20 protein-coding genes are annotated in these 26,082 nt (G+C 42.9%); 5 read left to right on the forward strand and 15 right to left on the reverse strand.

Annotated features, from left to right (window positions below; genetic code table 11):
• Positions 1-160: 160 nt before the first annotated feature.
• The 12 genes from AC2SLM_RS07955 to prmB all read right to left on the reverse strand — a co-directional run bounded on the left by AC2SLM_RS07955 (position 161) and on the right by prmB (position 12,781).
• Positions 161-721, reverse strand: coding sequence for a RidA family protein (locus AC2SLM_RS07955; protein WP_486553081.1), 561 nt, complete (start codon positions 719-721; stop codon positions 161-163).
• 203 nt (positions 722-924) lie between these two features.
• On the reverse strand, positions 925-2,469 hold the full coding sequence (purF, locus tag AC2SLM_RS07960; RefSeq protein ID WP_486540705.1) for an amidophosphoribosyltransferase: 1,545 nt from the start codon (positions 2,467-2,469) through the stop codon (positions 925-927).
• Between the two features lie 89 nt (positions 2,470-2,558).
• A complete protein-coding gene (locus tag AC2SLM_RS07965; protein WP_486553082.1) occupies positions 2,559-3,101 on the reverse strand; it encodes a CvpA family protein in 543 nt (180 codons plus the stop codon).
• A 55-nt stretch (positions 3,102-3,156) separates the two neighbouring features.
• The gene (locus AC2SLM_RS07970; protein ID WP_486553083.1) at positions 3,157-4,203 is read right to left on the reverse strand and encodes a quinone-dependent dihydroorotate dehydrogenase; all 1,047 of its coding nucleotides are present in this window, start codon (positions 4,201-4,203) and stop codon (positions 3,157-3,159) included.
• 513 nt (positions 4,204-4,716) lie between these two features.
• Positions 4,717-5,250, reverse strand: coding sequence for a DUF4870 family protein (locus AC2SLM_RS07975; RefSeq protein WP_486540711.1), 534 nt, complete (start codon positions 5,248-5,250; stop codon positions 4,717-4,719).
• A 17-nt stretch (positions 5,251-5,267) separates the two neighbouring features.
• Positions 5,268-5,810 carry a type II secretion system protein GspM gene (gene gspM / locus AC2SLM_RS07980; RefSeq protein WP_486540713.1) on the reverse strand — a complete coding sequence of 181 codons (543 nt, stop codon included), beginning with the start codon at positions 5,808-5,810 and terminating at the stop codon, positions 5,268-5,270.
• 56 nt (positions 5,811-5,866) lie between these two features.
• Positions 5,867-7,180 carry a type II secretion system protein L gene (locus AC2SLM_RS07985; RefSeq protein WP_486553085.1) on the reverse strand — a complete coding sequence of 438 codons (1,314 nt, stop codon included), beginning with the start codon at positions 7,178-7,180 and terminating at the stop codon, positions 5,867-5,869.
• 194 nt (positions 7,181-7,374) lie between these two features.
• Positions 7,375-7,830: a SixA phosphatase family protein gene (locus AC2SLM_RS07990; RefSeq protein WP_486540717.1), complete on the reverse strand. Its 456-nt coding sequence runs from the start codon at positions 7,828-7,830 to the stop codon at positions 7,375-7,377.
• A gap of 95 nt (positions 7,831-7,925) precedes the next feature.
• Complete coding sequence (locus tag AC2SLM_RS07995; protein WP_486553087.1) at positions 7,926-9,395, reverse strand: NAD(P)H-dependent glycerol-3-phosphate dehydrogenase; 1,470 nt, start codon at positions 9,393-9,395, stop codon at positions 7,926-7,928.
• A gap of 146 nt (positions 9,396-9,541) precedes the next feature.
• Positions 9,542-10,147 (reverse strand): nitroreductase family protein, encoded by a 606-nt coding sequence (locus AC2SLM_RS08000; protein ID WP_486540941.1) that lies wholly within the window; start codon positions 10,145-10,147, stop codon positions 9,542-9,544.
• Between the two features lie 285 nt (positions 10,148-10,432).
• Positions 10,433-11,536: a chorismate synthase gene (aroC, locus tag AC2SLM_RS08005; RefSeq protein ID WP_486553088.1), complete on the reverse strand. Its 1,104-nt coding sequence runs from the start codon at positions 11,534-11,536 to the stop codon at positions 10,433-10,435.
• A 93-nt stretch (positions 11,537-11,629) separates the two neighbouring features.
• Positions 11,630-12,781, reverse strand: a complete 1,152-nt coding sequence (gene prmB, locus AC2SLM_RS08010; protein ID WP_486553090.1) for a 50S ribosomal protein L3 N(5)-glutamine methyltransferase — start codon at positions 12,779-12,781, stop codon at positions 11,630-11,632.
• 451 nt (positions 12,782-13,232) lie between these two features.
• Here prmB and AC2SLM_RS08015 point away from each other — a divergent pair, with 451 nt between their 5' ends.
• From AC2SLM_RS08015 to AC2SLM_RS08030, 4 genes are all read left to right on the forward strand, one after another.
• Positions 13,233-14,540 carry a L,D-transpeptidase family protein gene (locus AC2SLM_RS08015; protein ID WP_486553092.1) on the forward strand — a complete coding sequence of 436 codons (1,308 nt, stop codon included), beginning with the start codon at positions 13,233-13,235 and terminating at the stop codon, positions 14,538-14,540.
• 212 nt (positions 14,541-14,752) lie between these two features.
• The gene (coq7, locus tag AC2SLM_RS08020; RefSeq protein ID WP_486553094.1) at positions 14,753-15,394 is read left to right on the forward strand and encodes a 2-polyprenyl-3-methyl-6-methoxy-1,4-benzoquinone monooxygenase; all 642 of its coding nucleotides are present in this window, start codon (positions 14,753-14,755) and stop codon (positions 15,392-15,394) included.
• A gap of 103 nt (positions 15,395-15,497) precedes the next feature.
• Complete coding sequence (locus AC2SLM_RS08025; RefSeq protein WP_486553096.1) at positions 15,498-16,439, forward strand: tetratricopeptide repeat protein; 942 nt, start codon at positions 15,498-15,500, stop codon at positions 16,437-16,439.
• A gap of 243 nt (positions 16,440-16,682) precedes the next feature.
• Positions 16,683-19,184 carry an esterase/lipase family protein gene (locus tag AC2SLM_RS08030; RefSeq protein ID WP_486553098.1) on the forward strand — a complete coding sequence of 834 codons (2,502 nt, stop codon included), beginning with the start codon at positions 16,683-16,685 and terminating at the stop codon, positions 19,182-19,184.
• Between the two features lie 103 nt (positions 19,185-19,287).
• Here the strand turns inward: AC2SLM_RS08030 and AC2SLM_RS08035 are convergent, their stop codons facing one another.
• Both AC2SLM_RS08035 and lpxB read right to left on the reverse strand, forming a co-directional pair.
• On the reverse strand, positions 19,288-20,178 hold the full coding sequence (locus AC2SLM_RS08035) for a ribonuclease HII (protein ID WP_486553099.1): 891 nt from the start codon (positions 20,176-20,178) through the stop codon (positions 19,288-19,290).
• 86 nt (positions 20,179-20,264) lie between these two features.
• Complete coding sequence (gene lpxB, locus AC2SLM_RS08040; protein WP_486553101.1) at positions 20,265-21,530, reverse strand: lipid-A-disaccharide synthase; 1,266 nt, start codon at positions 21,528-21,530, stop codon at positions 20,265-20,267.
• Between the two features lie 595 nt (positions 21,531-22,125).
• On the opposite strand from lpxB, the gene AC2SLM_RS08045 reads away from it, so the two are divergent.
• Entirely contained in the window at positions 22,126-23,214 is a 1,089-nt protein-coding gene (locus tag AC2SLM_RS08045; RefSeq protein ID WP_486553103.1) for a 3-deoxy-7-phosphoheptulonate synthase, read from the forward strand.
• Positions 23,215-23,430: 216 nt separating this feature from the next.
• Here AC2SLM_RS08045 and pepN read toward each other — a convergent pair whose 3' ends face one another.
• Positions 23,431-26,082, reverse strand: coding sequence for an aminopeptidase N (gene pepN / locus AC2SLM_RS08050; RefSeq protein ID WP_486553135.1), 2,652 nt, complete (start codon positions 26,080-26,082; stop codon positions 23,431-23,433).

The following is a 26,082-nucleotide window of genomic DNA, read 5'->3' on the forward strand; positions in this document are numbered from 1 at the left end:
CATTTGAGTTTGAATATGAGAACGCCTTTCGAGTTTCATCAAAGTTATGGGTGTTCTGCATAGAAAAAACCAGATACACGGGGTATCTGGCTTGTTTTAAATCATCAACCTATTTTAGGACGAGACATTCAAATGATTAAATCAGTTTATCAATAACAGTCTATTTAACAGCCATACACTCTATTTCTACATTAGCACCCAATGCTAATTCTTTAACAGCGAATGCAGAACGTACAGGATAAGGCTTACTTAGCTTGGCTTTATATACCTCGTTAAAATCGCCAAAATCCTTCATATCTGTCATCATTACCATGCATTTGACCAAGTCAGAGCTTTGATAGCCATAGCTTAATAAGGTCTGGTTAATATTATCTAACGCCTGTGCTGTTTCCGCTTTCACGCCGCCCTCGACCACTTTACCATCCTTCATACCAAGCTCACCTGACATATACAAGGTATTACCGGCACGCACTGCTTTAGAGAATGGATATTCGCCATCCGTGCCATAAAATATAGGCGTTGTTTTTGAATTAACTCTTGGTGTTGGCACAGGCGTTCTTGTACTTTGATTGACACCTTGATTGTCGTCTTCATTGATTTGGCTAATACCTCTATCACCCTGATTAACAGAAGGTGCAGCATTGGCACTCATTCCAGCCGCATATAAAGTAGCGGCCAATAATGAGCCGGTTAAACATTTATTTACCAGAGATTTTGACATAATTATCCTTAGGGTCTGTTGAACATTCGGTCAATGTACTGTTTATAAATCTGAAAGTAGTAGGCACAAAAAAAGCGCCATATAACTCATGTAGCGCTTTTAATAGTAACAAACTGTTTGGTAACTTTGACAAAAAAATGTAAATGTATAGGAAAGTTAACCTGTCTTGTTTAGCTAACCAACCTACATAATACGGCCGTCAATTACAAGCCGTCATTCTCTTGAACGCCAGTCATATCTACTGGCGTATCAGAGATAACTTGAACACCGCCCGTTTTGGTTTTGGCCATGTCGTTACGCTGCTGTTGCAAGTAGTCTAGATACTCTTCAGTAATGGTGCCTGTGATGTATTTGCCATCAAATACCGCACAATCAAACCCTTCGACTTTACTGTGCTTGGTATCTTGAACCGCTTCAATCAAGTCATCTAAGTCTTGGAAAATAAGACGATCGGCACCAATAATTTCACGAACTTCTTCAACCGTGTGGCCTGAAGCAATCAATTCATGACGTACTGGCATATCAATACCATATACATTTGGATATTTAACCGGTGGCGCAGCGCTCGCGAAGAAGACTTTGTTTGCACCGGCATCGCGTGCCATTTGAATAATCTCATGGCAAGTGGTACCACGCACGATAGAGTCATCCACTAGTAATACATTTTTGTTTTTGAATTCAAGCGGTACCGCATTTAGCTTCTGACGGACTGACTTTTTGCGCTGCTGTTGACCTGGCATAATGAAAGTACGACCGATATAACGGTTCTTCATAAAGCCTTCGCGGTACTTAACATTTAGATTAAGCGCAAGCTCCATCGCTGAGGTACGTGAGGTATCCGGAATCGGGATAACCACATCGATATCATGCTCCTCACCCCACTCATCAAGAATCTTCTGTGCCAGTTTTTCACCCATACGTAAACGGGCTTTATAGACGGAAATATTATCCATAATAGAGTCAGGACGGGCAAAATATACGTACTCAAAGATACAAGGTGTATATTCTTTTGGCTCAATACACTGACGAGTATGTAGCTCGTTGTTTAGATCAATAAAGATGGCCTCGCCTGGTTTCACATCACGCACCATTTTAAAGCCTGAGCCGGTTAACGCCACAGACTCAGAAGCCACCATATACTCCGTGCCGCCGTCTGCCGCTAAACGCTCACCGTAGACCAATGGGCGGATACCGTTCGGGTCTCTAAAGGCAATTAGGCCTTGGCCTGTAATTAGCGCAACAACGGCATAAGCGCCTTCAATACGCTTATACATAGAGCTAATCGCATCAAAAATATCATCAGGGGTTGGCTGAGTTTTACCAAGGGCTTGGATTTCATGAGCCAATACGTTTAATAAAACTTCCGAGTCTGAATTGGTATTTAAGTGACGCAAATCATCACGATACAACTCTTTGGCCAACGATTCGGCATTGGTTAAGTTACCATTATGCGCCAACGTAATACCGTATGGAGAATTCACATAAAATGGCTGTGCCTCGGCACTACTTGAGGTACCAGCAGTTGGGTATCTAACATGGCCCACGCCAAAATCGCCTACCAACCGCATCATATGGCGCGTCATAAATACATCACGCACCATGCCGTTGTCTTTACGTAGGAAAAAGCGGCCATCTTTCATAGTCACGATACCAGCGGCATCCTGACCACGGTGTTGTAGCACAGTTAATGCGTCATACAACATCTGGTTGACTGGTTCATGCGCTGCAACACCTACAACTCCACACATACTCTATCCTTTTAAAATAGTTTCTATCGGTTAAAAGATTCATTTGGTTGTGTTTGAATAACTCACTGACAAACCTCATCAGTGGTCGGTTATTGACCATCAACTTCTTGGCCATTGGCTGCGTCACTGTCTTGATCTGGCATGTCAATTTGTTGCCATGCCTCACCCAAAACATCCGCAGCAAACTTTTTAGCAAAAGGCGCATAAGGTAATAGTTCTGGTGCCAGTGCAGAATTTTGCCACATTTGCGTTTGCACCAATACTGGCGCTGACATACTCATCAAGACCAGTACAATTAATAAGCTTTTGGCCGCACCAAGTACGCCACCGGCAAATTGGTCAATAAAGCCCAAACGCAAGCTTTTGACAATACCTGATACTAATAGTGTAAACACCTGCATCACCAATAAAACAAGCAACACTACAATCAAAAATCCTGCGCCCACTTGCAGTACTGGCGAGCCAATATAGTTTTCTAAATAGGGCGCGACATCATCAGCCAATCGCGTGGCCGCCAACAAGGCAATAAACCACCCGACTAGCGCAATAGAGCTACGGATAAATCCGGCCTTAAATCCGCGCCACAATCCTGCCAAAATAATAATGGCAATGATAATATCTAATATACCCAATTGAGCTCACTTATATTCTGTTAAAAGAAACGAGATACTTGGTGGATGTTTAAAGCTAATCACCCGACTCTAGCATCAACGAATCACGGTCACTAGTAATAGACTCAATACACTGCTGTACCAGCTTAGGTCCTTTGTAAATCATGCCAGAATATAATTGCACCATACTGGCACCGGCATGTAATTTACGTACTGCTTTCTCACCGCTATCAATACCGCCCACACCGATAATTGGCACTTTGCCCTCTAGACGTTCTTGAAATTGCTCAATAATCTGAGTGCTCAAGTGACCCACAGGTCGACCCGATAAACCACCAGCCTCATCACCAAAAGGTAAATCCTCCACCCCTGTTCGGCTAAGCGTGGTATTGGTCGCAATCAAGCCATCAATATCAAATTCAATTAACTGCTTGGCAATATAATCTACTTGGTCTGTCGTCAAATCTGGCGCCACTTTTAATACCATGGGCACATAAAAACCATACTCTGTTGCCAACTGGCTGTGGCGATTTTTAATTGTATCTAGTAGCTCAGTTAGCGCATCACCACTTTGCAAATCTCGCAAGTTTTTGGTATTTGGTGACGAGATATTTACTGTAATATAAGAGGCATGTGGATAAACACGCTCTAGACAATATATGTAGTCATCTGCTGCGTTTTCAACCGGTGTCACCGCATTTTTACCAATGTTAATACCAATATTACCTTTATATTTACAACGCTGTACATTGTTAATCAAGTGATCGACACCCAAATTATTAAAGCCCATACGGTTAATAATCGCCCCTGCTTCCTTAATTCTAAATAAGCGTGGCTTATCATTACCTTGTTGAGGTCTAGGCGTCACTGTGCCTACTTCAATAAAGCCAAATCCAAGCTCGGCTAGCGCATCTATATACTGGCCATTTTTATCTAAACCTGCTGCCAATCCCACTGGGTTTTCAAACTGTATCCCCATACATTCAGTAGGCAAAGACTGCTGTGAGTAAATAAAACCCAAAGCATGTGCTTTGTGCGCTTTTTCAAGCATCTGCAAGGTTAATTCATGAGCATGTTCAGGATCTAGATTGAAGAGAAAAGGACGTAATAAGGCATAGGACATAACGTTGGGTAACCTGTTATGAGATGGGTAAATTAATAGCCCTGAGCGCCGTGGTTAACATAGCGAATGAACACAGATGATGAAAAATACACTCAGGTTTATTGCATTTAAGAGGTGACGATTATAACAGTATAATGCTTGTAAATCATCGATTTGTCATAACTAAAATATCATCACTCTTTGATGTTTCTCTTGTTATTTAGCCAAATTACGCCTAACATTAAATATTAACCCAAACTTCAATATAAAAACTTTAGATTAATATAATATAAATAATGAGAAGCTAAATAAACTGAATTTTGCTAAAGTTTTCTCACCTTTTATATAGTTACCGTCAGATAAATGAGGTGCAAGACAACTAAGTGCAAGCACTACTGTCGTAGGCTTAGCGAGGTTAACGCAATAACGATTTTATATGAGTGTGACTAGGAGGTGTGAATAATAAGGTAGACGCTAATATCATAATCGTTTGTCAGTGCAATCTACTGACTACTTATTAGGACGAATTGCCTATCAAGGAACAGGACGTTTGTCTGATAATGCAATCCAGCCTCTAATGATGCGGTAAATATGCCAAATAATAGATAAGGCAAATATAAGACCACCGATAATTGTCATACCGCTGCCGCCGATAGCGACATGTGAGCTCTCAGCAAATACGCCAATGCCCAAGCTGCCAAGACCAATAAACATCATTATCAGTCCCATCACACCAAAGACGATACTGTACCAGAAGGTCTTTATCTGCCAATCAAAGTGGGTTGCAAGCCAGCTATCTTTAGCATCCCCGCGTCGTGCATAATTCATAATAATCGGCACAATCCACAATATACCTGCGGTAAAAAAGCTGAGCGTATACAGCAGATAAGTCAAATGATTATATCGAATTAAACTCTCTTCTTGTTGCGGGTCCAGACCCTGACGACTGTTAGGATTAGCCGTTCGGGTCAAATCATGAGTGGTATCGGCCATTGGAATATTAAGGCCAGACGATTGTTCTATACTGTCTTTATAAGGCTTTGGCTCATTATTATGATGAGTGGCCATGATGATACTCCCTCAAATTATTGGCTAACAGTGGCTTGAACTCTGATTACTTTATCCTCTGGATTTTGCTGCATGGTCAGCTGCTCAATACTCAAGCCTGCATTGACCATAGCGCCAAGTGCATTGCTTGCAGCGCTCTGATTGTCATGACTAAAGCTAATCTGTAGCGCCTCACCACTATTAAGCACTTGCGGATTACTTACACCAAGTTGAGTCAATATCTGCATTACTTTTTGATCAGGTGCAATGTCTTCGTTACCATTTTGTGCAGGCGCGATATTAGCAGCTTGGTCACGCAGCCAGAAGTACTCACTGACAGCGGTTGTATAGGTTTGTTTTTGCTCGTTTGCTGCCTTATGCATCATATAGCCGCCATAACCACCGAGAACCAGCACCAAAAACAGAGCCAAAATAATCAGCGCCATCTGATCACGACCAGACAGCTCATTCCATTTATTATTTAGCCCTTGCATTGACTGAGCGAAGCCTCCTGCTGATTTTTCAGCAGATATAGGACTAGACTGAGTCACATGATTGTCAGGCGTTTTAGAACGCTTCATTTTTAAGTTAATGGTACTGTCCTCTTTACTGGCTATAAAACAATCGATTAACTGACTTATTGCTGCACAGCATCGGTATTATTGGCATCATTGGTCGTGTTTAACGCTATTGTTATCTCTCCAGTTACCTCGCCTTGCGCGGCAGGATTGACCGCGCCTAAATTGGCATTTAAGCCTTGTTCAGTCATTCCTTGATACAACCGGTCAATCCCCTCACGATTGGCACCTTTGACAGTCATAATAATATTAGAGGGATTCCAGCGCAGTGATTCGGCAGTCAATTGCGACTGGCGAATCAGTGGCGCAACACGGTTCATGATATCTAGTTGTGACTGTTGCTGCGCATCTGCTGCCAATCTTGGCTTAACCTGAGCTATCACATCTACTTTAGGGTTCAACGTCTCACCAGAGAACCAAGCATTAAACTGATTATTCGTCGCCGCCTTCACTTCGGTAGCTGCCTGCTCGTATTGATACCACTGTAGCGCGTCTGCCGCTATCTGGATAACACCTGCCAGCAGCAATAAACTAGCGACCAAGCTCAAATAAGGCGATGCCAATTGGGTGCGTTTGGCTTCAACAAAATTTAGCGCATGTTTATTGGCAGCAGTGACTGGCGTTAAAACCTGAGTAGAAGGCGTTATCACGATACCGTAATCATCAGCTATCTTTTGTAGCGCATCAGGAATATCTGCATGGCCATTTGGATTCGAGGCTTCCAATACCCCATCACGATTGATATTACAGCCACTGACAAAGATAATCTCTTCAATGTTTGACAGCAATCTTGGCAATAACGAAACATGACCAACTGCCGTCCCCTGTGCCTGAGAAAATCTTGTCAATAAGGTAACAATAGTCTCGGATGCCTGTGATTGTAAATCAGATTGCACATTATTTGATACGTTTTGTGATTTTGTTTCTGCATACAGCACCACTTCGCTATCAAGCACCTTATCGGGGCTTGGTAACAGCACAAAATCTGGTAATAAGGCTGTTAATTTATAACTGGCCAAATCCAAGCTTTGTTGCCATTGCTCCACCTCAGCTTGACCCAGAGCATAAAAGTAACGCTTTGCACCTTCTGCCAGATGACGGACTTGTAGCTGCTCAACCGGACTTAATGCCAAGTCTTCAAATAAATACTGCTGTCCGCTTTTGCCCAGCTGCTTTAATTGAGCGGCAGTGACCTCATTAGATAGAGTAAGAACACTTTGGGTAGGCAAATATAGGCACACCTCTTTATCGTTACTTTTGATAAAAGGCGCAGCGTTAAGCTCTGACAAGCCAGCAAGAACTTCCCACTGTGAGTTCGTTTCATCCCAGACTTTAAAGGTGCTTTGCGGCTTATCTAACCAGACATGTATCACTATATTTTCTCAATTAAGCAGGGTTACTGTATTTATGTGCGATTTATATGGGGCGTAGTTTATATGACGCTTGTTAATGTACTTTGTCAGCTCAAATATAAGAATATTGGCCAGTGATATCCGTTTTGATGACTAATAATCAGCAATCAATAATTGGCCAACCAAAACGAATTAAACTAACAACTAGCCATTATCTATGGCTGCTTAGGTACGTAACGCTCAACCTCATCGCCCATATCCGGTGCAATCAGTTCAGCCTCAAACACACGCGCCTCTGCCAGTGCATAAGACTCAGAATCCTGCGCACAAAGCAATCCAGCCATCTTGGCCACAATCGGCATGTGACAAACAACCAATACACATTCGCCCTCAATATCAATTAAAGATTTCAGGCCTGTCATAGCATTGTCTTCTGGCGTGATAGTATCGCGCACAATAACCGGAACATCTGGCTTCTGCTTAGTAAAGGCCGCTAAGGTCTGCTGAGCCCTATCGTACGGGCTGACCACGAACACATCTGGAGAGTACTTTTTTAATAAATACTCAGCCGTTTCAGCGGCCTGCTGCTCACCAAACTCTGTCAATTGACGCTCAGAGTCATGCTCACTTTCGTAAGAGGCTTGACCATGTCTCATTAGTATCACTTTCATCGCACCTTCTCCTTATTGTTTTATTTATTGTTGAATGGTACTGATTATGCCTATTTATTGTTAAACACTTTATTGTTAAACACTGTCTCTATTGGTTAATTTTTAGCAGCGGCGGCGATTTGTGCACTCATGTCTTCATTGCTATATTCATGCGGCATCACAAACTCAACATCACTTCTAAAGCCAGACTCCATTAGGTTTAGAGCAACTCCTAACGCCGCTTGGTCTTCAAAGATAACCGCATATAAAGCATGCGTGATTGGCATATAGATACCCATCTTCGTGGCTTTTTCATGCACTTGCTGAATGGTATTTACCCCTTCTGCGGTTTGACCCAACTTTTTAATCGCTGCCTCAAGGCTCACACCCTTACCAAGCATGTTACCGATACGATAGTTACGGCTTAGCTCTGAGCTACACGTTGCATATAAATCGCCCACACCGGATAATCCTAAGAAGGTTAGCGGATTGGCGCCAGATGCAGCGCCAAAGCGGCTCATCTCAGCCAATGCACGGGTTAATAGCATGGCCTTGGTGTTCTCGCCGACACTGTAAGAGGCGGCCATACCCATGGCAATCGCATAAATATTCTTAAGCGCACCGCCAAGCTCAACACCGCGCACATCATCAGAGGCAAATACTCTAAAGAAGGCACTGTGCAGCGCTGACTGAACTGCATGACGTAGTAGCTCTGACTCACTGGCGATAACCGATGCAGACGGCATATTCTGCATAATCTCTACTGCAAGGTTAGGCCCTGACATTACGCCATAATTCACCTCAGGCAGCTCTTCTCGGATAATATCACTCATCAAACTAAAGGTATCTTTTTCCATACCTTTGGTTAGTGACACTATTGATTGACCGGTTAAATAAGGACGAATTTTCTTTAACGTCTCTCTAAAAGCAGAACTCGGTACGGCCACGAATATAATGTCCTTGTCCGTCACGGCAGCTTTTAAATCATGCTCGTATTTTAAGCGTTCATCTAAGGTAAAATCTGGCAGATATTTTTTGTTCACACGTGTCTTGTGCAGTGCTTTAACCGTACGTTTATTCCGCACCCATAGGGTCGAATCACAGCCGTTACGCGCGGCCAAATTCGACATCGCTGTACCAAAGCTACCACCACCCAAAAACGCCAGACGCAGTTGATGCGGTGCTTTTTTGACAGACGATGCATTCTGGCTACTAGCAGCTGCTTGCTGCGCATTAATAGGTGTGGCAGATTGACCACCTAACCTCTCTTTACTGGCTTTAGTCGCTTTTTCAAATAAGCTTGCCAGCATACTGGCTTTAGAAGCAGATTTGTTATCTGCCACTGTATTGCTAGTATCTGCATTAACAGCTTCTGCTTGTTTATTGTCTACTGTTGCCTCTTCTGCTAAGGCCAGTTCATCGGTATCGGTATTGTTATTTTCTTGTTCTGAGCTGTTTACCTCGTCTGCTTTATTAGCCTCAGCTGCTTCTAACACAGTATCTTGACTACTGCTTGTTGACTTTTGTTCTTGATTACCAAGTCTTTCAGATATTTTTTTGGCAAAATTGTTTTTTGGTAGTTTCATAATTTATCCCTTAAATTCCCTATAATATGTGGCTATTTTATACCACTATCGCATCGTATTCGCTACGGTTTGTCCCTATCTTATTCCTATTTATTACACTATAAATCATTGTTAATAAGTGAGCGACTGTCCTGTTAACAAACGCTTTATGATTCAAATCGGACAAAATCGCTGATATCGATATCATCCCGCATTGGCATATCGCAATGACTGGTACCTACATAAATAAAGCCGGCAATATAATCATCTGCGCCCACATTAAAATACGATTTGACCGCAGGCTCGTTCGCCATTAATCCAGTACGCCAGACCGTGCTAAATCCTTGCGCTTTTAATGCCAGAATTAAATTTTGTGTGGCAGCGCCAGCGCTGAGTAATTGCTCAAATGCAGGTACTTTCTCATGATACTGCATCTTTGTTACCACTGTAATAATCATAGGAGCGCGTAATGGCATTTTCAGTGTTTTGTCTATTGTCTTCTCAGGCAGCTCCGTACCCTCTCGCTCTGCTTTTGCTTGGGTCGCTGCTAATAACGCTCGTCCCAATTCATGCCTAGCCTGCTTCTCGGTCACAATAAAGCGCCAAGGCTGTAGCTTCTTATGATCGGGTGCTGTCATCGCACATTCAATTGCCGCTTTAATTTGCTTATTGGTCGGCGCAGGAATGGTCAGATTACCAATACTGCGACGCGATTTAATCCAGTTAATCACTTGCTCATCGGTGACTTGCGCCGATTGTTGACCAACATTCATATCTTTGGTTGTTTTATTATTGTCTGAGTCTAATGGCTGTAAGTCATCTGTTGTCTGAGTCATATCACCCTCTTTATTGTATTTGGTTATATTTATAGGTAGTGTTTTAAATATTAATCGTATTTATTAAACTATCATTTATATATAGTAAGCGTAACAAATCCATCAATCACAAACCGCACGCCCCTGTTATAGACGTGTTAAATCACTGACAAGAGACTTGTCAATGATTGGTATAATCTTAATTTAAGCAGCTTAACCAACCTAATTTGAGGTAAGCAATCCTTAAGCAATAGGCTCAACCGGTGGTTTAACATCTGCATTTTGACCACGATGACGCAAATAGTGATCAAGCAGCACGATGGCAAGCATGGCCTCTGCAATCGGTGTCGCGCGCACACCAACGCAAGGATCATGACGCCCTTTAGTCAACATGTCGATCTGATTACCATTGGTATCAATACTCTTACCCGGCGTGGTGATACTAGAAGTTGGCTTTAGAGCAATACTGACCTTGATATCTTGACCCGATGAGATACCGCCCAAAATGCCACCCGAATGATTGGCAGTAAAGCCTTCTGGAGTCAGCTCATCACGGGCACTATGACCAAATTGACCGGCCACTGCCATTCCATCGCCAATCTCCACCCCTTTAACCGCATTGATACTCATCATCGCATGGGCAATATCGGCATCTAGACGATCAAACACCGGCTCGCCCAAGCCTACCGGTACTTTGAAGGCAATAATATCTAGCTTTGCACCGCAGCTGGTACCTTCTTTGCGTAACCGATTAATCAAGGTTTCAAAGCGTGGAATGGCGTCAGGGTCTGCACAGAAAAAAGGATTACTGTTCACAAAATCCCAATCAATGCTGTTTGGGTCTTGCGGCGTGATGGTTTCATCACCGATTTGCACCACATGCCCGTGAATCTCAATCCCCAAACGCTCTTTTAGATATTTCTTTGCAATAGCGCCTGCAGCAACCCGCATCGCCGTCTCACGTGCTGAAGAACGTCCGCCACCGCGATAATCACGGAAGCCGTATTTCATGCTATAGGTATAATCGGCATGACCAGGGCGAAAGGTATCTTTAATCTCGCTATAGTCTTTGGACTTTTGATTGGTATTACGGATCAATAGCCCGATAGAGGTACCCGTGGTTTTACCCTCAAACACCCCAGAGATAATCTCTACCTCATCTGGCTCGCGGCGCTGCGTAGCAAATTTAGAGGTGCCCGGTTTACGGCGGTCTAAATCTAGCTGTAAGTCTTCGCTGCTTAAGTCCATGCCCGGCGGCACGCCGTCCACAATTGCAAGCAGTCCTGCGCCATGCGACTCGCCTGCGGTCATTACTTTAAATACTTGCCCGATGCTATTTCCTGCCATAATATTTGCTCAATCTTATTTTCTTTATGTTGATGTTAATCGATGACTTATATGAATAGAGGCTCAGTTCATTAAGGTCAGTCCTGTACCAGACTAGGCTTCTAGCTGCGCTACTTGTTGGGCAAATAGATGACGGTATTCCATTAATTTCTCACGATCGATAGCAAAGATGCCATGGCCACCGCGAGCAAATGTTAGCCAGTCAAACTGAATCTCAGGATACGCCTGACGCAACGCCCAATCGCTATCACCCACTTCACATACCAACAAGCCCTCTGGCGTTAAATAGTCAGGCGCTTCATGTAATATCTTATGCACTAGGTCTAAACCATCTTGACCGGCCGCTAGCGCATGCTCAGGCTCATGGATAAACTCTGGCGGTAATTCTGCCATCGCTGCGGCATCGACATAAGGCGGGTTAGTCACGATTAAATCGTATTGGTTCTCTGGTGGAATTTTATCGAATAAATCAGACTCAATCAGATTTAACTGATGCTCCATACCATGATGCTCAACATTTACCGCAGCCACTTCTAACGCAGAAGTATCAATATCTGCGGCATCCACAAGTGCATCTTTAAACCAATTGGCGGTCGCAATAGCAATACACCCAGAACCGGTACACAAATCCAAAATACGCTCTGGTTGCTGTAGCTGCTTAGACTCTAGACCATGTAAATAAAAGGTGGGTAGCTCTGCACCGGCATCTGATAACAGGGGCTGTGCGTATTCGTTGGTTTCGAAATATGGATAGAACTGCTGACGAATCAGCTCTGCAATTGGCGAGCGAGGAATAAGTACGCGCTCGTCCACATAAAATGGCATACCACAGAAATAAGCCAAATTAATCAAATAGCTAAGCGGCTGACGGTAGATAATTCGAGCCTGCAATAATGACAATACCTCACCCTTCTCTGAAGGCGTTAAACGGCAATCTAAAATCTGCTCATCGGCTGACCATTCAAGAGATAAAGTGTGTAATACAATTGCAGCAGCTTCGGCGAATACATCAGTGGTACCTTGAGCCACGACCACCTCATATGTACGCAGCTGTGTCACACAAAAGCGAATAAAGTCGCGAATGGTATAGAGCGTAGTCGCCGCTTCATCACAATCTGTGATTAATGAATCAAATTGACCATCGAACTGCAAATCGCCATGTCCTGCGCTTTGAATTTGCTCAAGTAAAGCCGCAGCATCTAATGGTTGAGCCTGAGTGTTTATATTGACGTTATCAATTGCCATAGGTATTTTCTTATCCAAATAAGTGAGTGAACAATAAAAAAGGGATTGGCTTATAGTAAGGCCATTTTATCTAAAATGCTTCAAAAATTTAGAGCAGCTTGTAATGAGAGCATCTGATAGATAACTATGATGGCACAATCATCAAATATCAAACCGCTACCCTAGCCTGCCTCAACAAAGAAGATTTTAAGGCGAGGTTATGAAGCATTGGAATTATTAAGCATTATAAAGCCTAAAGAAAATGATAGCTACGCCAACACTCGTACCGACAACAGCCATTAGAGCATGATAAAACCAGTGTGTTAGAAGGCGTCTATCAATAGATATCTAGACACAACCTCTCTGTTAACTCGCTCAATTGTTACTAATACATTAGGTTTTGTGGTAAACATTTGCCAGTAGATGATTTTCGTCGCATAATAGCAGCACTATTTTGCTTATGAATATTTGTATGACTATGACCACAAAAAACTCTCCGTTTTTACCAAAACTTCTTGCGAGCACTATTGCCGCTACCCTATTTGCGTTTAGTAGCTCTGCACTAGCCGCCAAGCCTGTTGATAGATTACAACAGCTTATCGATGAATCAACCGTGACTGAACAAACACGCACGATTGCCACTATAGATGCAGACAATAATCAAAATGATATTGACGAAGATGTGAGCCTAGACGACGCATCTATAGAAGATAACGCACAGCGTTCTGAGACAGCTACCGTTAACGCTAAGGTCAGTGAAGAGATTAAAGAGCAGGACGACAGCGATTTGGCCGCTGGTCAGGCGGTTGCCTCTATAACACCAAACAGTAATGATGAAGACTCTATTAAGAGTATTGAGAATAAAGACGGAAAAATCTATAAGACCACTAACCTGTCTAACTATGCACGTGCGGTAAACAGTGCTACTTGGTCGCCTAATATGCGCAAAAACACGGCAATGACCGTAAAAATGCAAGCGCTGTTAGACTGGAACCATGCGTCACCTGGCCCAATTGATGGTGGTTGGGGCATGAACAGTCAAAAAGCATTAGCCAACTTCCAAACCATGAAAGGATTGCCAAGCACCGGTAAAATGGACTCGGCAACGTGGCGTGCATTAACTAAGAATATTGATTTAAGCCAGCCAGTATTGGTTGAGTACACGCTGACTCAAGCAGATTTAGATACTAATTTTGCTCCGACCCCATCAGGTTCAGAAGCCAAATCTAAGATGAAAGGTCTTTATTATCAAGATATCAAAGAAATGTTAGGTGAGCGTTTTCATATGGATGTACGCTATCTTGAGAAGCTTAATAAAGGTAAAAAGTATACTGTTGGCGAAACCATTACCGTTGTTAATACGGGCGACCCATTAAAGGCGACTATTAATCGTGTTGTTGCTAACAAAGCTGATAAGACACTGTATGCTTATAACAATGATAAATTAGTCGCCACTTATCCAACGACTGTGGGTAGCAGCAGCACCCCATCGCCTAGTGGTACTTTTAAAATTGTAAATAAGGTTAAAATGCCTTGGTATCGTGCCACAGTAAACAAAAATACTGATAATAAACAAGTATTTATGTTACCACCAGGTCCAAATAACCCAGTTGGTGTGGTGTGGATGGGTCTATCAAAACCATCTTATGGTATTCATGGCTCACCAGTTCCTGAAGGTATTAGCCGTCAAGCATCGGCCGGTTGTGTTCGCCTGACTAACTGGGACGTGCTAGAAGTTTATGCAAATATTGAGAAAGGCGCGACGGTAGAGCTTAAATAGTCAGATTATCTATTATAGATTTATCTACTAACGATTAAAACCCCTTACCAAAAGCTTGCCCACTTGATTAGCAAAAACGCTAGGAGACTCCTGGCGTTTTTGTTAGTGCTAACACAGTAGCAACACGCTACATATAAATAAAAATAGACATCCTATAGGCGTACTGCTTATACTTTAGTTAGTTTTGTTTGACATCACTTTTTGGGGATTGTATGGCTAAGAATCTAAGTATAATCGACCGTGCCATTATCGGCTTTGATAGTAGCCTGCGCGCTATTATTCCACATTCTAATCAAACCGCACGCCCATTACCCGTGAGCTCTGACACCATCCCTGAACTGTCTATCAATGAGTCACGTCATGTGGCTGGCTTGATGCGTATCAATCACACTGGAGAGGTTTGCGCACAGGGCTTATACCATGGTCAAGCTTTTGCTGCAAAAGACAGCGCGGTGAAACAAGCCATGCAGCACTCCGCTGATGAAGAGATTGATCACTTAGTTTGGTGCGAGACCCGTCTTGACGAATTAGGCAGTCACCCTAGCGTCTTTACACCGGTTTGGTATGGCTTGTCATTTGGTCTAGGCGCCATTGCCGGCATTATCTCTGATGAATTTAGCTTAGGCTTTGTTGCCGAAACAGAAGCGCAAGTCAGTGAGCATCTAGAAGACCATATCAAACAGTTGCCTGAACAAGATACCCGCAGTAAAGAGATTTTGGCTCAAATGAATATTGAAGAGTTAGAGCATCGACAAGCGGCGCTTAACCACGGCGGTAAAGCATTATCAGCCCCTGTTCGCGTCTCTATGCGCTGGATGGCAAATCGCATGAAAAACTTGGCTTATCATATCTAAATGAATCATAACAGCCACTGATAAGCCACTGGTTTTGACCCGTTAACAGCAGCTGATACTCGCAGCTGACCCTTTTAATTTAACCCATAATAAGGATTTTATAATGACCAAACAGATAACCAAGAATGCGTTAACAAGCGCCCTACTACTTGCCGGCATTGCTTCTGCTGGCCATGCTATCGCAGCAAACACCATGAATAATACTGGTACGGCTAATACCGGTTATAGCAATACCAATTATGCTAACGCCAATATTGAGTCTGCACCGCGTATTAATCCAAAATCAACCAATCAACAGCAAGAAACCACGGGTAATGTCTACAAGGTCAAATATGACTCACAAGAGTTATTAAATGACCCATTACGTAATGCAACGGACTTGACCTCTACTCGCTTAGCAGGTATTCCAACGCCTAACGTTAGCGTGTCAGACGTCAGCTACGTGACAACGGTTATTATCCCCAAAACAACCAATAATGGTACTGATTTATTAGATGTAAGCTTATTGGATGATTTTATTGATGAAATCAGTCCAAATGCACGTCACTACCCCCCTAACTTTAGCTCAAAGAGTGAGCGTTATTACGCTAAAGAGAAGCTTAAAGAGTTAGAGCAATGGTTACGTCCTTTCGCTGAAGCACCAAATGCATCATATGAAGTACTACTACGTGCGGCAAAATTAAACGGCATGGCACGTAACCTAGATTTAGGCTCAGACTATGCTGTACGTGGCAGTACCTTTATCGCTAAAGCTATCGATAGACAGCCAGACAGTGCAGAAGCCAACTTTATCTATGGCATGATGTTATCAGAGGGCGGCGGCTTTAAAGAAGGTAAAAAATACCTAATGAAGGCGGCGTCTCAAAGCTATAAAGAAGCAGAGCAAAGCTTGGCTCAAACAGATTTATTAAATGACAACCGTTCAGGTGCGTTAAGCCGTTTAAGAAGCTTACAACAGAAGCATCCAAATGATACTCAGTTAACCAAACAAATCGAAATGGTTGAGTCTGGTCAATACTATATCTGGGATCTGCCTTCTCGATAAGCGTCTAGATAGAGCGTTTAGTCCTTGTCATGCCTACTTAAGAAAGTATGATACTTACGCTTATTTTACGCTAAAATAATATTACAATTTATTTATGATATCCTAAATAAAGCCACTGATTAGTGGCTTTGTTTTTATAAGCTAGCTGACTTTCGTTAACTAATAAGTTTATTAACTATCTCTATAAAAATTATAAAAATATTCTACTAACATTTTAATAAGTTATTGCTTAGGTTGACTCTCATGCACAAACATATATCTCCTACTCGACTAATGGCTAGCATAAGCTTAGCTTTTGGCATCTTGTTGTCTACTTCTTGTAGTGTGGTCTCTGTCGAAAAAAAGAGTGCCAGTCAAACTATTGAGAGGCAACGTGGCAATATTGTCACTACCAATCGATTAAGTAATAAAACCTCCTCGGTTTTGGTATCCATGGGCGTGCCTGCCGGTGAATGTCTTGATAACTTTGATGTCTGTATCAATAAAATTGAGAAAGGAATATTAAATAAAAACAGCCGCCAATCTTTAGCACTGTATGCAGAAGTGTATTTGGCAAAAGCTAAGTCCATCGCCGAATCTAACAGCTGCGTTGAAAAAATATTACGCCCGCCTATTGATCCTTATTATGCCAATGCGCCTAGAACGCCAGAGCAGAAAGATGAATTAATAGACTATTTAACTCGCTGTAATACCGAATACCGCGACAGTCTATTAAATGCGATTAAGTATAGTTATGGCTATCTGTTTTATGCGCAGTTGCATCCCAATTCTGATGATGCTAGAGAAATGCGACGCCTGCCCAATAACTTACCGACTGACTTAGATATTCAAACCAAGGATGTTTATGAGGCAGCGACTGATGCCTTGATTAAACAACTTTACTCTAATAAAGACCATACTCAGCAATCAGCAAAAGTTAATTCATATATTAGCTCAGAGCTAGTCAAAGATGCCAAACGCTCGATGCAAGATGGCCTTAATGAAGCCAATGGTATGCCTTATGGCGAGCAAATTAAGGTTTTAAACTTCATCTTTCCGCCGTTATCAGAAGACAACTATTTTAATAACATTCAAGGCACCGAAAAGACAGAAAGCCAAGAGGATACCGCAGGCGGTTCTAGCATACGCACCGAAACGATTTCCATTGATTTATATTTACCCAATGAGCCTGAATACTTGCAGAACACTCAGCGCCATAACAAAAGCATCGATAAACTGTACGCCAGTCACGACTTAAGCTTCTCTGGCCTTAACACCATCAGTGAAAGAGAAGGCTTCGGGGTTAGCTATGTCTCTTTGCTTGATGAGCGACTCGAGACCTCCGTCACCGGTATGCTTAAAGCGGATAATGCAACCTTAAACTCTGAAAATCCGATAGATCGTATTTACCTCACTGGCAACTTACTGATGACTGGTGTCGTGCTGCCTAAGGGAGACACGCTTGAGGATATTTTAGACAGCCACGATTTTGATATCCATCTATATAACCCCTATCACACCGAAAGTATTGATATTTTGGGTCAATCGTATTATCTAGGCGCTAACTTCTCTGCAAGTTATGGTATGTGGCTTGCTGAAAATAGACTGGATAATGTCGGTTACTTTAACTTATTGGCCAAGCAGCAGACACTGACATTGCCACAACTGTTCATGTTAGAGCCTTATGATCCGAACAAGCGCATTATTATTATGCTGCACGGTTTGGCCTCTAGCCCAGCTACTTGGGTCAGTGTGACTAACGATATCTCAAATGACCCGAAACTGCGTGATAACTATCAAGTGTGGCAGATATTTTATCCCACCAATATTCCGATTTTAGAAAACCGTTATCGCATCCAAGAGCTGATTGAAACTGCTTATCAGATGAATGATCCAGCTGGGAAACATCCGGCCAGTCAGCACAGTGTGCTTATCGGCCATAGCATGGGTGCGGTCATTGGGCGTATGATGGTGTCTAATCAAAACCTAGAATCTCGCTTTAACACACTGACTGCAGAGGAATCTGATCGCCGTTTAAGCAAATTGCTATCTTCAGAGATTGATAAGCTTAATGTCAGTAACAGATTGCACTTACATAAGCTTGATAGCGTCGATACTGCGGTGTTTATTTCTGCACCGTTTAGAGGAACAGACTTTGCAGATCGTTGGTTTACTCAGTTATTACGCCGCATTGTGCAGCTACCTATTGGCTTTGCACAAACCATCAAGGGCAACCTAACCAGTATCGCCTCTGAGGGTGAGCTCGTTGCTAACCCATTAGGCGCGTTGTATTTTGAGAATGGTGCCAGTCAGCTTAGTGATAAATCATCGTTTATGAAGCTAACTGCTGATCTTAAGATTGCAGATGATGTGACCTATCACTCTATTATCGCTAATAGAGATTCCGATATTTTCCAAGGTTTATTAAGGCTGAATATAGCGACTACACCAAAGACCTCTCTATCAGATGCGTCTCCTGAAACGGCAAATGTTGGTAAGCAAAGTATGCCAGATCTTGGCGTTGAAGGTAAAGAGATTGAACAGCCAATGACCATTGGCGATTTAAAAGATGATTTAACTCAGACTGTTACTCCAAGTATGTCAGATGGTATCGTTCCTTATAGCAGCGCGCATTTGGAGGGTGCAAAAAGTGAAACCATTATTTCTGGAGGTCACGGTATTCATGAGACACCTGAAGCGGTATTAACCTTACGTAAAATACTGCATCAGCATCTTAATGAGTACCCTATTCAAAACAAAAAATAACGTTAACGCTCTAAACAAAATGAGACCTCATAAGGTCTCTTGTTTACGCTACCTATTAAGAGTCTATACTAAAGCCGGTTATCAAGTTTTCTAAACGACTCATTTATGATTGGGGTGATAAAGCATCCTGCACTGGTCTAAAACTGCGGCGATGCTGCGGCAGTACGCCCAGTTTCTGAATCGCTTCTATATGCGCTTTGGTGGGATAACCTTTGTGTTTCTCAAGCCCATAACCTGGATTGGCAAGCCCATCTTCTATCACTTGCTTATCTCGCGTTACCTTAGCCAGCACACTCGCAGCGGCAATAGCCGTATGACGCCCATCACCCTTTATCCAAGCTTCGGATTCTACGTTAAAGCCATCATTACCACCTATTTGCTGACTCTCTAACTGCTGCCAGTCTAAATCAGGTATCTTATTACCATCAATAAGTAGTTTAAATTCAATCGATGAGAGCGGCTCGGAAACAGCCAGCTGTTGCTGACTGGACAAAATACTTTGACTAACCTGAATCATCAATTGCTCACAGGCAAGGCGCATACCTAGCATGGTCGCTTGCAGGATATTAATGTCATCAATGGCAGCAGCCGGTACCTCAACAATAAGGTAGGCCAACGCCTGCTCTTTAATTGGTAAGTATAGACGCTCCCGCTTTGGTTCAGTGAGTTTCTTAGAATCGGTCAATATTGCCAGCGCCGTGTCTGTTAATAATGCACTTTCTATTTCGCCAGACCATGTGCTCGGCAAGATAGCAGCCGCAATTACCACACTACCATATAGTGGACCACGACCAACCTCATCAACCCCTATCTCAATGCAATACGACTGATCGTTGTTATCATTTTCTAAAAAGTACTTCGTAATGTCTTGAATGAACGCAGTCTCATGTACTTCGCCTTGCAACTTGATTGGTTGGCTTAATTCAAAAGACAGGCTCGGCTGTGCAGACGGTAAACGGGGTAGTTCATTGATATCTTGATCAATCACGGTCATAAAAGAGTATTGCCTGTCTCATAGAAGCGATGAGTTATTTAAAATCAATCAATGACAGTAAATAGTGAACTACTGATTAAAATAGGCTACTGTCGGGCCTGATAATCATGCCAAGTATTGATAACAGCGGCCACTGCGCTTTGATTGCTCTGCTCTCTTAACCACTCGGACGTTTGTTGCAGGTTATGCAGCTGCTCATCATAGTCTCGGGTCTGTCTTAATCGCGTCACCGCTCGGCAGATATTATCACCTGTGGCCTCCTCTTGAATCAGCTCAGGTACAATTTGCTCGTCTGCCAGAATATTTGGCAAGGCAACATAAGGTACTTTTACTAAGCGACTGGCAATAGCATATGTCAGCTTATTCATCTGATACACCACCACCATGGGGCGATGTAATAACATGGCCTCTAAGGTCGCTGTTCCGGATGCCAAAACAATCAAATCACACATCGCCATAATCGATTGACTAAAATCTGCTTTGCTTTGACTTTCGTCATACGCGACCGCGACCGCTGAACGCAGCGATTCATTTTGTCTATCAATTAAGTCTTGCACAATATATTGATGGTTTTTATCGATGGTTGGAATCACAAAGCACAGATGCTCATCGACCAATAATAAGCGAGCGACCGCATCGAGCATCAAAGGCAAAATGGCATTAATCTCAGAGCGTCTTGAACCTGGCATTAAACAAATTATCTGACTGATATCTTCTTTACGATTAGCAAAGAATTCATGTAATTCAGGATTATTCCACACCAGTTCACGGCGCTGCTCAAGCGTGGATATCTCCACAAACTCACGTGGCAAATTATGCAGCAGCGGATGCCCAACACAGATAGCAGGATGATTATGACGCTCATACACCTCTAACTCAAATGGAAACAGACACAGCACCAAATGCGTCGCCTTTTTAATCGACTCAATACGCGACTCTCGCCATGCCCAAATGGAGGGGCTAACGTACTGCACACAAAAGATACCTTTTGGCTTCAGTTTTTTGGCAACGCGTAAATTAAAATCAGGGGCATCAATACCTATAAACCAGTCTATATTGGCAGCAGTAAAGGCCTCAACCAACTCTCTACGTGCTTTGAGCAAATCGGGCAATTGCGATAATACTTCGACCAGTCCCATAACCGCTAGACGCTCTAATGGGAATAAGGACTGTAAACCCTGCGCTTTCATTTTGGGGCCGCCAACACCGACCCAAACCACTTGCTCATACAAATTATTCATTTGCGCCATAAAATCAGCACCAAGGCTATCACCTGATGCTTCTCCTGCCACAATACCAATAATGAGCGGCTTAGTTTGAGACTGTAATGATTGTGCAGCGCTTGCCAGCATAGCGAACTCTACTTTAATATTAGAAGATTATAAACATCTCCAGTATAACAAAAATTTGGCCCACCTATTCTTATATAAAGAAATAACCCCGCCTTTACTCTTGTCAATCCACACATTACACCCCATAATAAAGTTAATAGTACGAATAAGATGCGTTCTATCAATTGTCCTAAAAAGACATGACATAGATTGATAATAAAGGCATTGCTGAACCCTCAGTGATAAATAGATAGCATAATTAACGCCCTTTTATTCGGCACATAAAATTCACAGACTAAAATTAGGGCGTGTGGAACATTCGCAAATTAGCATTGCTGATAGCTAAAATTGTTTCAGACTAGGCGTAAACCGTAGTTAATGTCTAGACCTTGACTAGGTTTGCAACAACGTCTGGGGCGATTTTAGCATCAGCCCTGCGGGGCGGGACTCTTTTTTACCAATATATTGCGAAATTGTCTAACTTAGAATGACTAAGCGTCAAAAATTTCACTGCATATTGACTAAAAAATAGTCGCCGCCAGTGCCATGGTCGAATGTTCCACACGCCCTAACTTCCAAACTTTTTTTATAATTATTTAAACCAGGCAGATCGCTTATGACAACAACATCGACTACCCATACCACGGACATTGACGACGTGAATATCGAAGAATTCATCCCACTTATCACACCGGCCAGCCTTAAATCTGAATACCCTTTATCAGAAAAGGCGTGTCAAACGGTACTTAAAGGTCGTACGACCATTCAAGACATTCTTGATGGTAAAGACAAGCGCTTATTGGTTGTGGTTGGCCCTTGCTCTATCCATGACGTTAAAGCGGCACATGAATATGCAGATAAGCTGGTTAAATTGGCCGAAGAATTAAAAGACAGCATCTATATTGTAATGCGTGTCTACTTCGAAAAACCACGTACTACCGTTGGCTGGAAAGGTCTGATTAATGACCCAGATATGAACGATAGCTTCGATATTGAAAAAGGTCTACGTATGGCGCGTAAACTATTACTAGACCTAAATGAGAAAGGACTACCTTGCGCCACAGAAGCACTTGATCCAAATACACCGCAATATATACAAGACTTAATCAGTTGGTCAGCCATTGGTGCACGTACCACAGAGAGTCAGACGCACCGTGAAATGAGCTCTGGCCTATCATGCCCTGTTGGTTTCAAAAATGGTACAGATGGTGGTATGACCGTTGCTGTTAATGCGATGAATGCTGTGAAATCTGGTCATAACTTCCTAGGACTATCAAGCGATGGTCAGGTTTGCATTATCAAGTCAAAAGGCAACCCTTACGCGCATGTGGTATTACGTGGTGGTAATGGCAAGCCAAACTATGACCAGTCATCGGTTGAACAGGCTGAGAATGAGCTTGAAAAAGGCAATGCTATGGTCAAAATCATGATTGACTCAAGCCATGCAAACTCGGGTAAAGACCCTTACTTACAGCCTATGGTCATCCAAAACGTTGCTGAACAAATCAGCAATGGTAACCAGTCTATTATGGGCTTGATGATTGAAAGTCATCTAAAAGGTGGCAATCAGAAGTTAACTGACGACCCAAGTCAGCTTGAATACGGCAAATCAATCACCGATGGCTGCCTAGATTGGGACAGCACGGTTGCCTCACTACGTAACTTACGTAATACGATTAAAGACGTGTTGCCTAACCGCGCATAGCACCAGTTATAATGTAGGTTATAGAACTTAAAATAAAAAAACGCCTAACTTATGTTAGGCGTTTTTTAGATAGAGCATGATTTATAGACCATGATTTATAGGCTATAGTCATAGGCAACTAAATGAGATACAAGGCAACCGAGTGCAAGTACTACTCTAGTAGGCTTAGTGAGGTTAACGCTGTAGCTCTTTAGTTTGGCTAAGACTATAAGTTAACTAGCCGGCCTGCAACATAGTCTGCAAGCTTTCGGTGACGTTTTTCGACTTCACTTTATTTCTTAGTTGCTGCAATTGCTGCTTCGCTTCAGCACGCATTGGCTCTGCAAGTGTGTACCAACGTGACAACGCTTGTAGTAGACGTGACGCTAACACAGGGTTGGTCTCATCGAGTTTTTGTACCACACTAATATAAACCTCTAATCCTTCTTTGGTCCATAGCTTGGTAGGCTGCGAGGCAAAGCTGCTCACCACAGCACGGATACGGTTCGGCGTACCCCAATCGAAGTCATCACGCTCAATTAACGCTTTGATGTCAGCAGCAGTCGCGTTATCATCCCCTGCTTGCACACTGAACCACAAGTCAATAACCAGCGCCTCTTTTTGGAAACGCTGATAGAAGTCGGCTAATACTTTAGACTTATCAGGATGCTGATGATTTACCATGGCACTTAATGCACCCAAGCGTTCGGTCATGCAGCTGGCATTTTCATATTGCGACTTGGCCCAATCATGTGCCTCGTTGATACCGGCCGTTAATGCCATATCAAGCACCACATTACGTAGCGCTCGCTGACCACGAGCTTCTGGCGTATCTTGATAATCCATAATTGGCAACTGTTTATAAATCTCAACCCAATCATCCGCCATTATCTCAGCAAGCTTCTGCTTTAATGCTTGCCACTTTTGTTTCATCTCATCAGGTTTATAATCCGAATTGACGGCAGTGGCCAGTTCTCGTTCAGCAGGAATATCAAGCAGACGAGCAGCTAACATCGTATCGCTCTCGGTCAAATTCAAAAATGCTTTTTTGACCGCTTCTAAATAAGTATTTGCATCCTTGTTCTGCACCAATACTTGATTTACAAGGGCTTGCGCACTTTGCCACTGGTTAAAGCCGCTGGTCTCATGGGCTAATAAGAAGGCCAAATCAGCATCACTGTGATTATATTTTAATTGTACTGGCGCACTAAAGTTACGTAGTAAAGACACCACAGGTTCAACGCCATCGGCGGTCTTAATCTCATCAAATACAAAGTCTCGACTTGATTCATCTAACATTAATAAACGCTCGGTTAACAACTCACCCGTCGTTCTATCAAACACAGCTGTGGCAATGGGAATTGGCAGCGGTTTCGGCGCATCAAACCCGTCAACATGGCGCGTTTTTTGTGATAAATGAACCGTCAGCTTGCCTGTTTCGCTATCAAAATCTTGCGAGCCTGAGACCTCTGGCGTGCCTGGCTGCGTATACCAGTCAATAAAGTGCTCCACAGATTTACCTTGTGCACTTAACGCTGATAGCCAGTCCTCTACCGTAACCGCTTGTCCATCATAACGCTCAAAATAAGTATCTGTACCCTGACGATATTCATCGCCCAAGGTGTTGGCAAGCATACGCACTACTTCTGCCCCTTTTTCATAAACGGTCGCGGTATAGAAGTTGTTAATCTCAACAAAGCTGTTAGGGCGCGGCGGATGCGCTAATGGACCGGCATCTTCACTAAATTGATAAGCTCGTAGCATAGACACATCATCAATACGCTGCACAGCTGGCGACTGATGATCGGCTGAGAATGACTGATCACGGAATACAGTCAGACCTTCTTTCAGACATAGCTGAAACCAGTCACGGCAGGTGACGCGGTTACCTGTCCAGTTATGGAAATATTCATGCGCAATGATTGATTTAACACTAAAGCTGCGTGCATCGGTTGTGGTCTCTGGGCTTGATAACACGCATGAGGTATTAAAAATATTAAGCCCTTTATTCTCCATCGCACCCATATTGAACTGACTCACCGCCACAATCATATAACGGTCTAAATCATAAGCACGGCCATAGTTCACTTCATCCCATTGCATCGCATCTTTAAGCGCCTGCATCGCCACATGACATTTATCGATATCATAGGCCTTGGCATAAATCTCAAGCTTAACGTTTCGACCTTCAATCGTGGTATAGCTGTCTTCTAATACTGATAAATTAGCGAACACACAAGCGAACAGGTAGCTTGGCTTTTTACTTGAATCATGCCAAATGGCGTAGTGACGGCTCTTATCCTCAGCCACATCACCCGACTCAATTAAGTCACCATTGGCCAGTAATGTTGGGAGGTTTTTATTCGCCTCCAAACGCGTAGTAAATACTGACAATATATCTGGGCGATCAGGATAATACGTAATTTTGCGGAAACCTTCAGGCTCACACTGAGTGACGAACATCACCTCATCACCCTCACCTGCAATATATAAGCCTTCAAGCTCAGTGTTCTTTTGCGGCTGATGACTAACACTGATATCTAATACCACCTCATCAGGGGCATCCTTGATAATAAGCTGCTCTTTATTAAGCTGATATTCCGACTCATCAAGCACCTTGTCATTCATACGAATACTAGTCAATGTCATATTTTGACCGAGTAATACCAAATCACCCGGATGCTGACGCGTCATATTTAATACGCTATCGACAGTAGCATGGTCATCAAATAGTTTAATATCTAGATCCACACTCTCGACACTAAAGTTTGGCGGCGTATAGTCTTTTAAATAAATCTTCTCAACTGTAGTGCCTTTCTCCTCTGATAATGACCCAAGCTCATTAGGATTGTGCAGAGGGGCATCAGGGGTGACACCATCAATAATCAT

The organism is Psychrobacter sp. CX16, from assembly GCF_057396245.1.

Excerpts from the sequence above, each read along its gene's own strand:
- AC2SLM_RS07955 (WP_486553081.1), bottom strand. The coding sequence starts at position 721 with ATGTCAAAATCTCTGGTAAATAAATGTTTAACCGGCTCATTATTGGCC.
- purF (WP_486540705.1), bottom strand. The coding sequence starts at position 2,469 with ATGTGTGGAGTTGTAGGTGTTGCAGCGCATGAACCAGTCAACCAGATG.
- AC2SLM_RS07970 (WP_486553083.1), bottom strand. The coding sequence starts at position 4,203 with ATGTCCTATGCCTTATTACGTCCTTTTCTCTTCAATCTAGATCCTGAA.
- AC2SLM_RS07975 (WP_486540711.1), bottom strand. The coding sequence starts at position 5,250 with ATGGCCACTCATCATAATAATGAGCCAAAGCCTTATAAAGACAGTATA.
- gspM (WP_486540713.1), bottom strand. The coding sequence starts at position 5,810 with ATGAAGCGTTCTAAAACGCCTGACAATCATGTGACTCAGTCTAGTCCT.
- AC2SLM_RS07990 (WP_486540717.1), bottom strand. The coding sequence starts at position 7,830 with ATGAAAGTGATACTAATGAGACATGGTCAAGCCTCTTACGAAAGTGAG.
- AC2SLM_RS07995 (WP_486553087.1), bottom strand. The coding sequence starts at position 9,395 with ATGAAACTACCAAAAAACAATTTTGCCAAAAAAATATCTGAAAGACTT.
- AC2SLM_RS08000 (WP_486540941.1), bottom strand. The coding sequence starts at position 10,147 with ATGAATGTTGGTCAACAATCGGCGCAAGTCACCGATGAGCAAGTGATT.
- aroC (WP_486553088.1), bottom strand. The coding sequence starts at position 11,536 with ATGGCAGGAAATAGCATCGGGCAAGTATTTAAAGTAATGACCGCAGGC.
- prmB (WP_486553090.1), bottom strand. The coding sequence starts at position 12,781 with ATGGCAATTGATAACGTCAATATAAACACTCAGGCTCAACCATTAGAT.
- AC2SLM_RS08015 (WP_486553092.1), top strand. The coding sequence starts at position 13,233 with ATGACTATGACCACAAAAAACTCTCCGTTTTTACCAAAACTTCTTGCG.
- coq7 (WP_486553094.1), top strand. The coding sequence starts at position 14,753 with ATGGCTAAGAATCTAAGTATAATCGACCGTGCCATTATCGGCTTTGAT.
- AC2SLM_RS08025 (WP_486553096.1), top strand. The coding sequence starts at position 15,498 with ATGACCAAACAGATAACCAAGAATGCGTTAACAAGCGCCCTACTACTT.
- AC2SLM_RS08030 (WP_486553098.1), top strand. The coding sequence starts at position 16,683 with ATGCACAAACATATATCTCCTACTCGACTAATGGCTAGCATAAGCTTA.
- AC2SLM_RS08035 (WP_486553099.1), bottom strand. The coding sequence starts at position 20,178 with ATGACCGTGATTGATCAAGATATCAATGAACTACCCCGTTTACCGTCT.
- lpxB (WP_486553101.1), bottom strand. The coding sequence starts at position 21,530 with ATGCTGGCAAGCGCTGCACAATCATTACAGTCTCAAACTAAGCCGCTC.
- AC2SLM_RS08045 (WP_486553103.1), top strand. The coding sequence starts at position 22,126 with ATGACAACAACATCGACTACCCATACCACGGACATTGACGACGTGAAT.
- pepN (WP_486553135.1), bottom strand. The coding sequence starts at position 26,082 with ATGATTATTGATGGTGTCACCCCTGATGCCCCTCTGCACAATCCTAAT.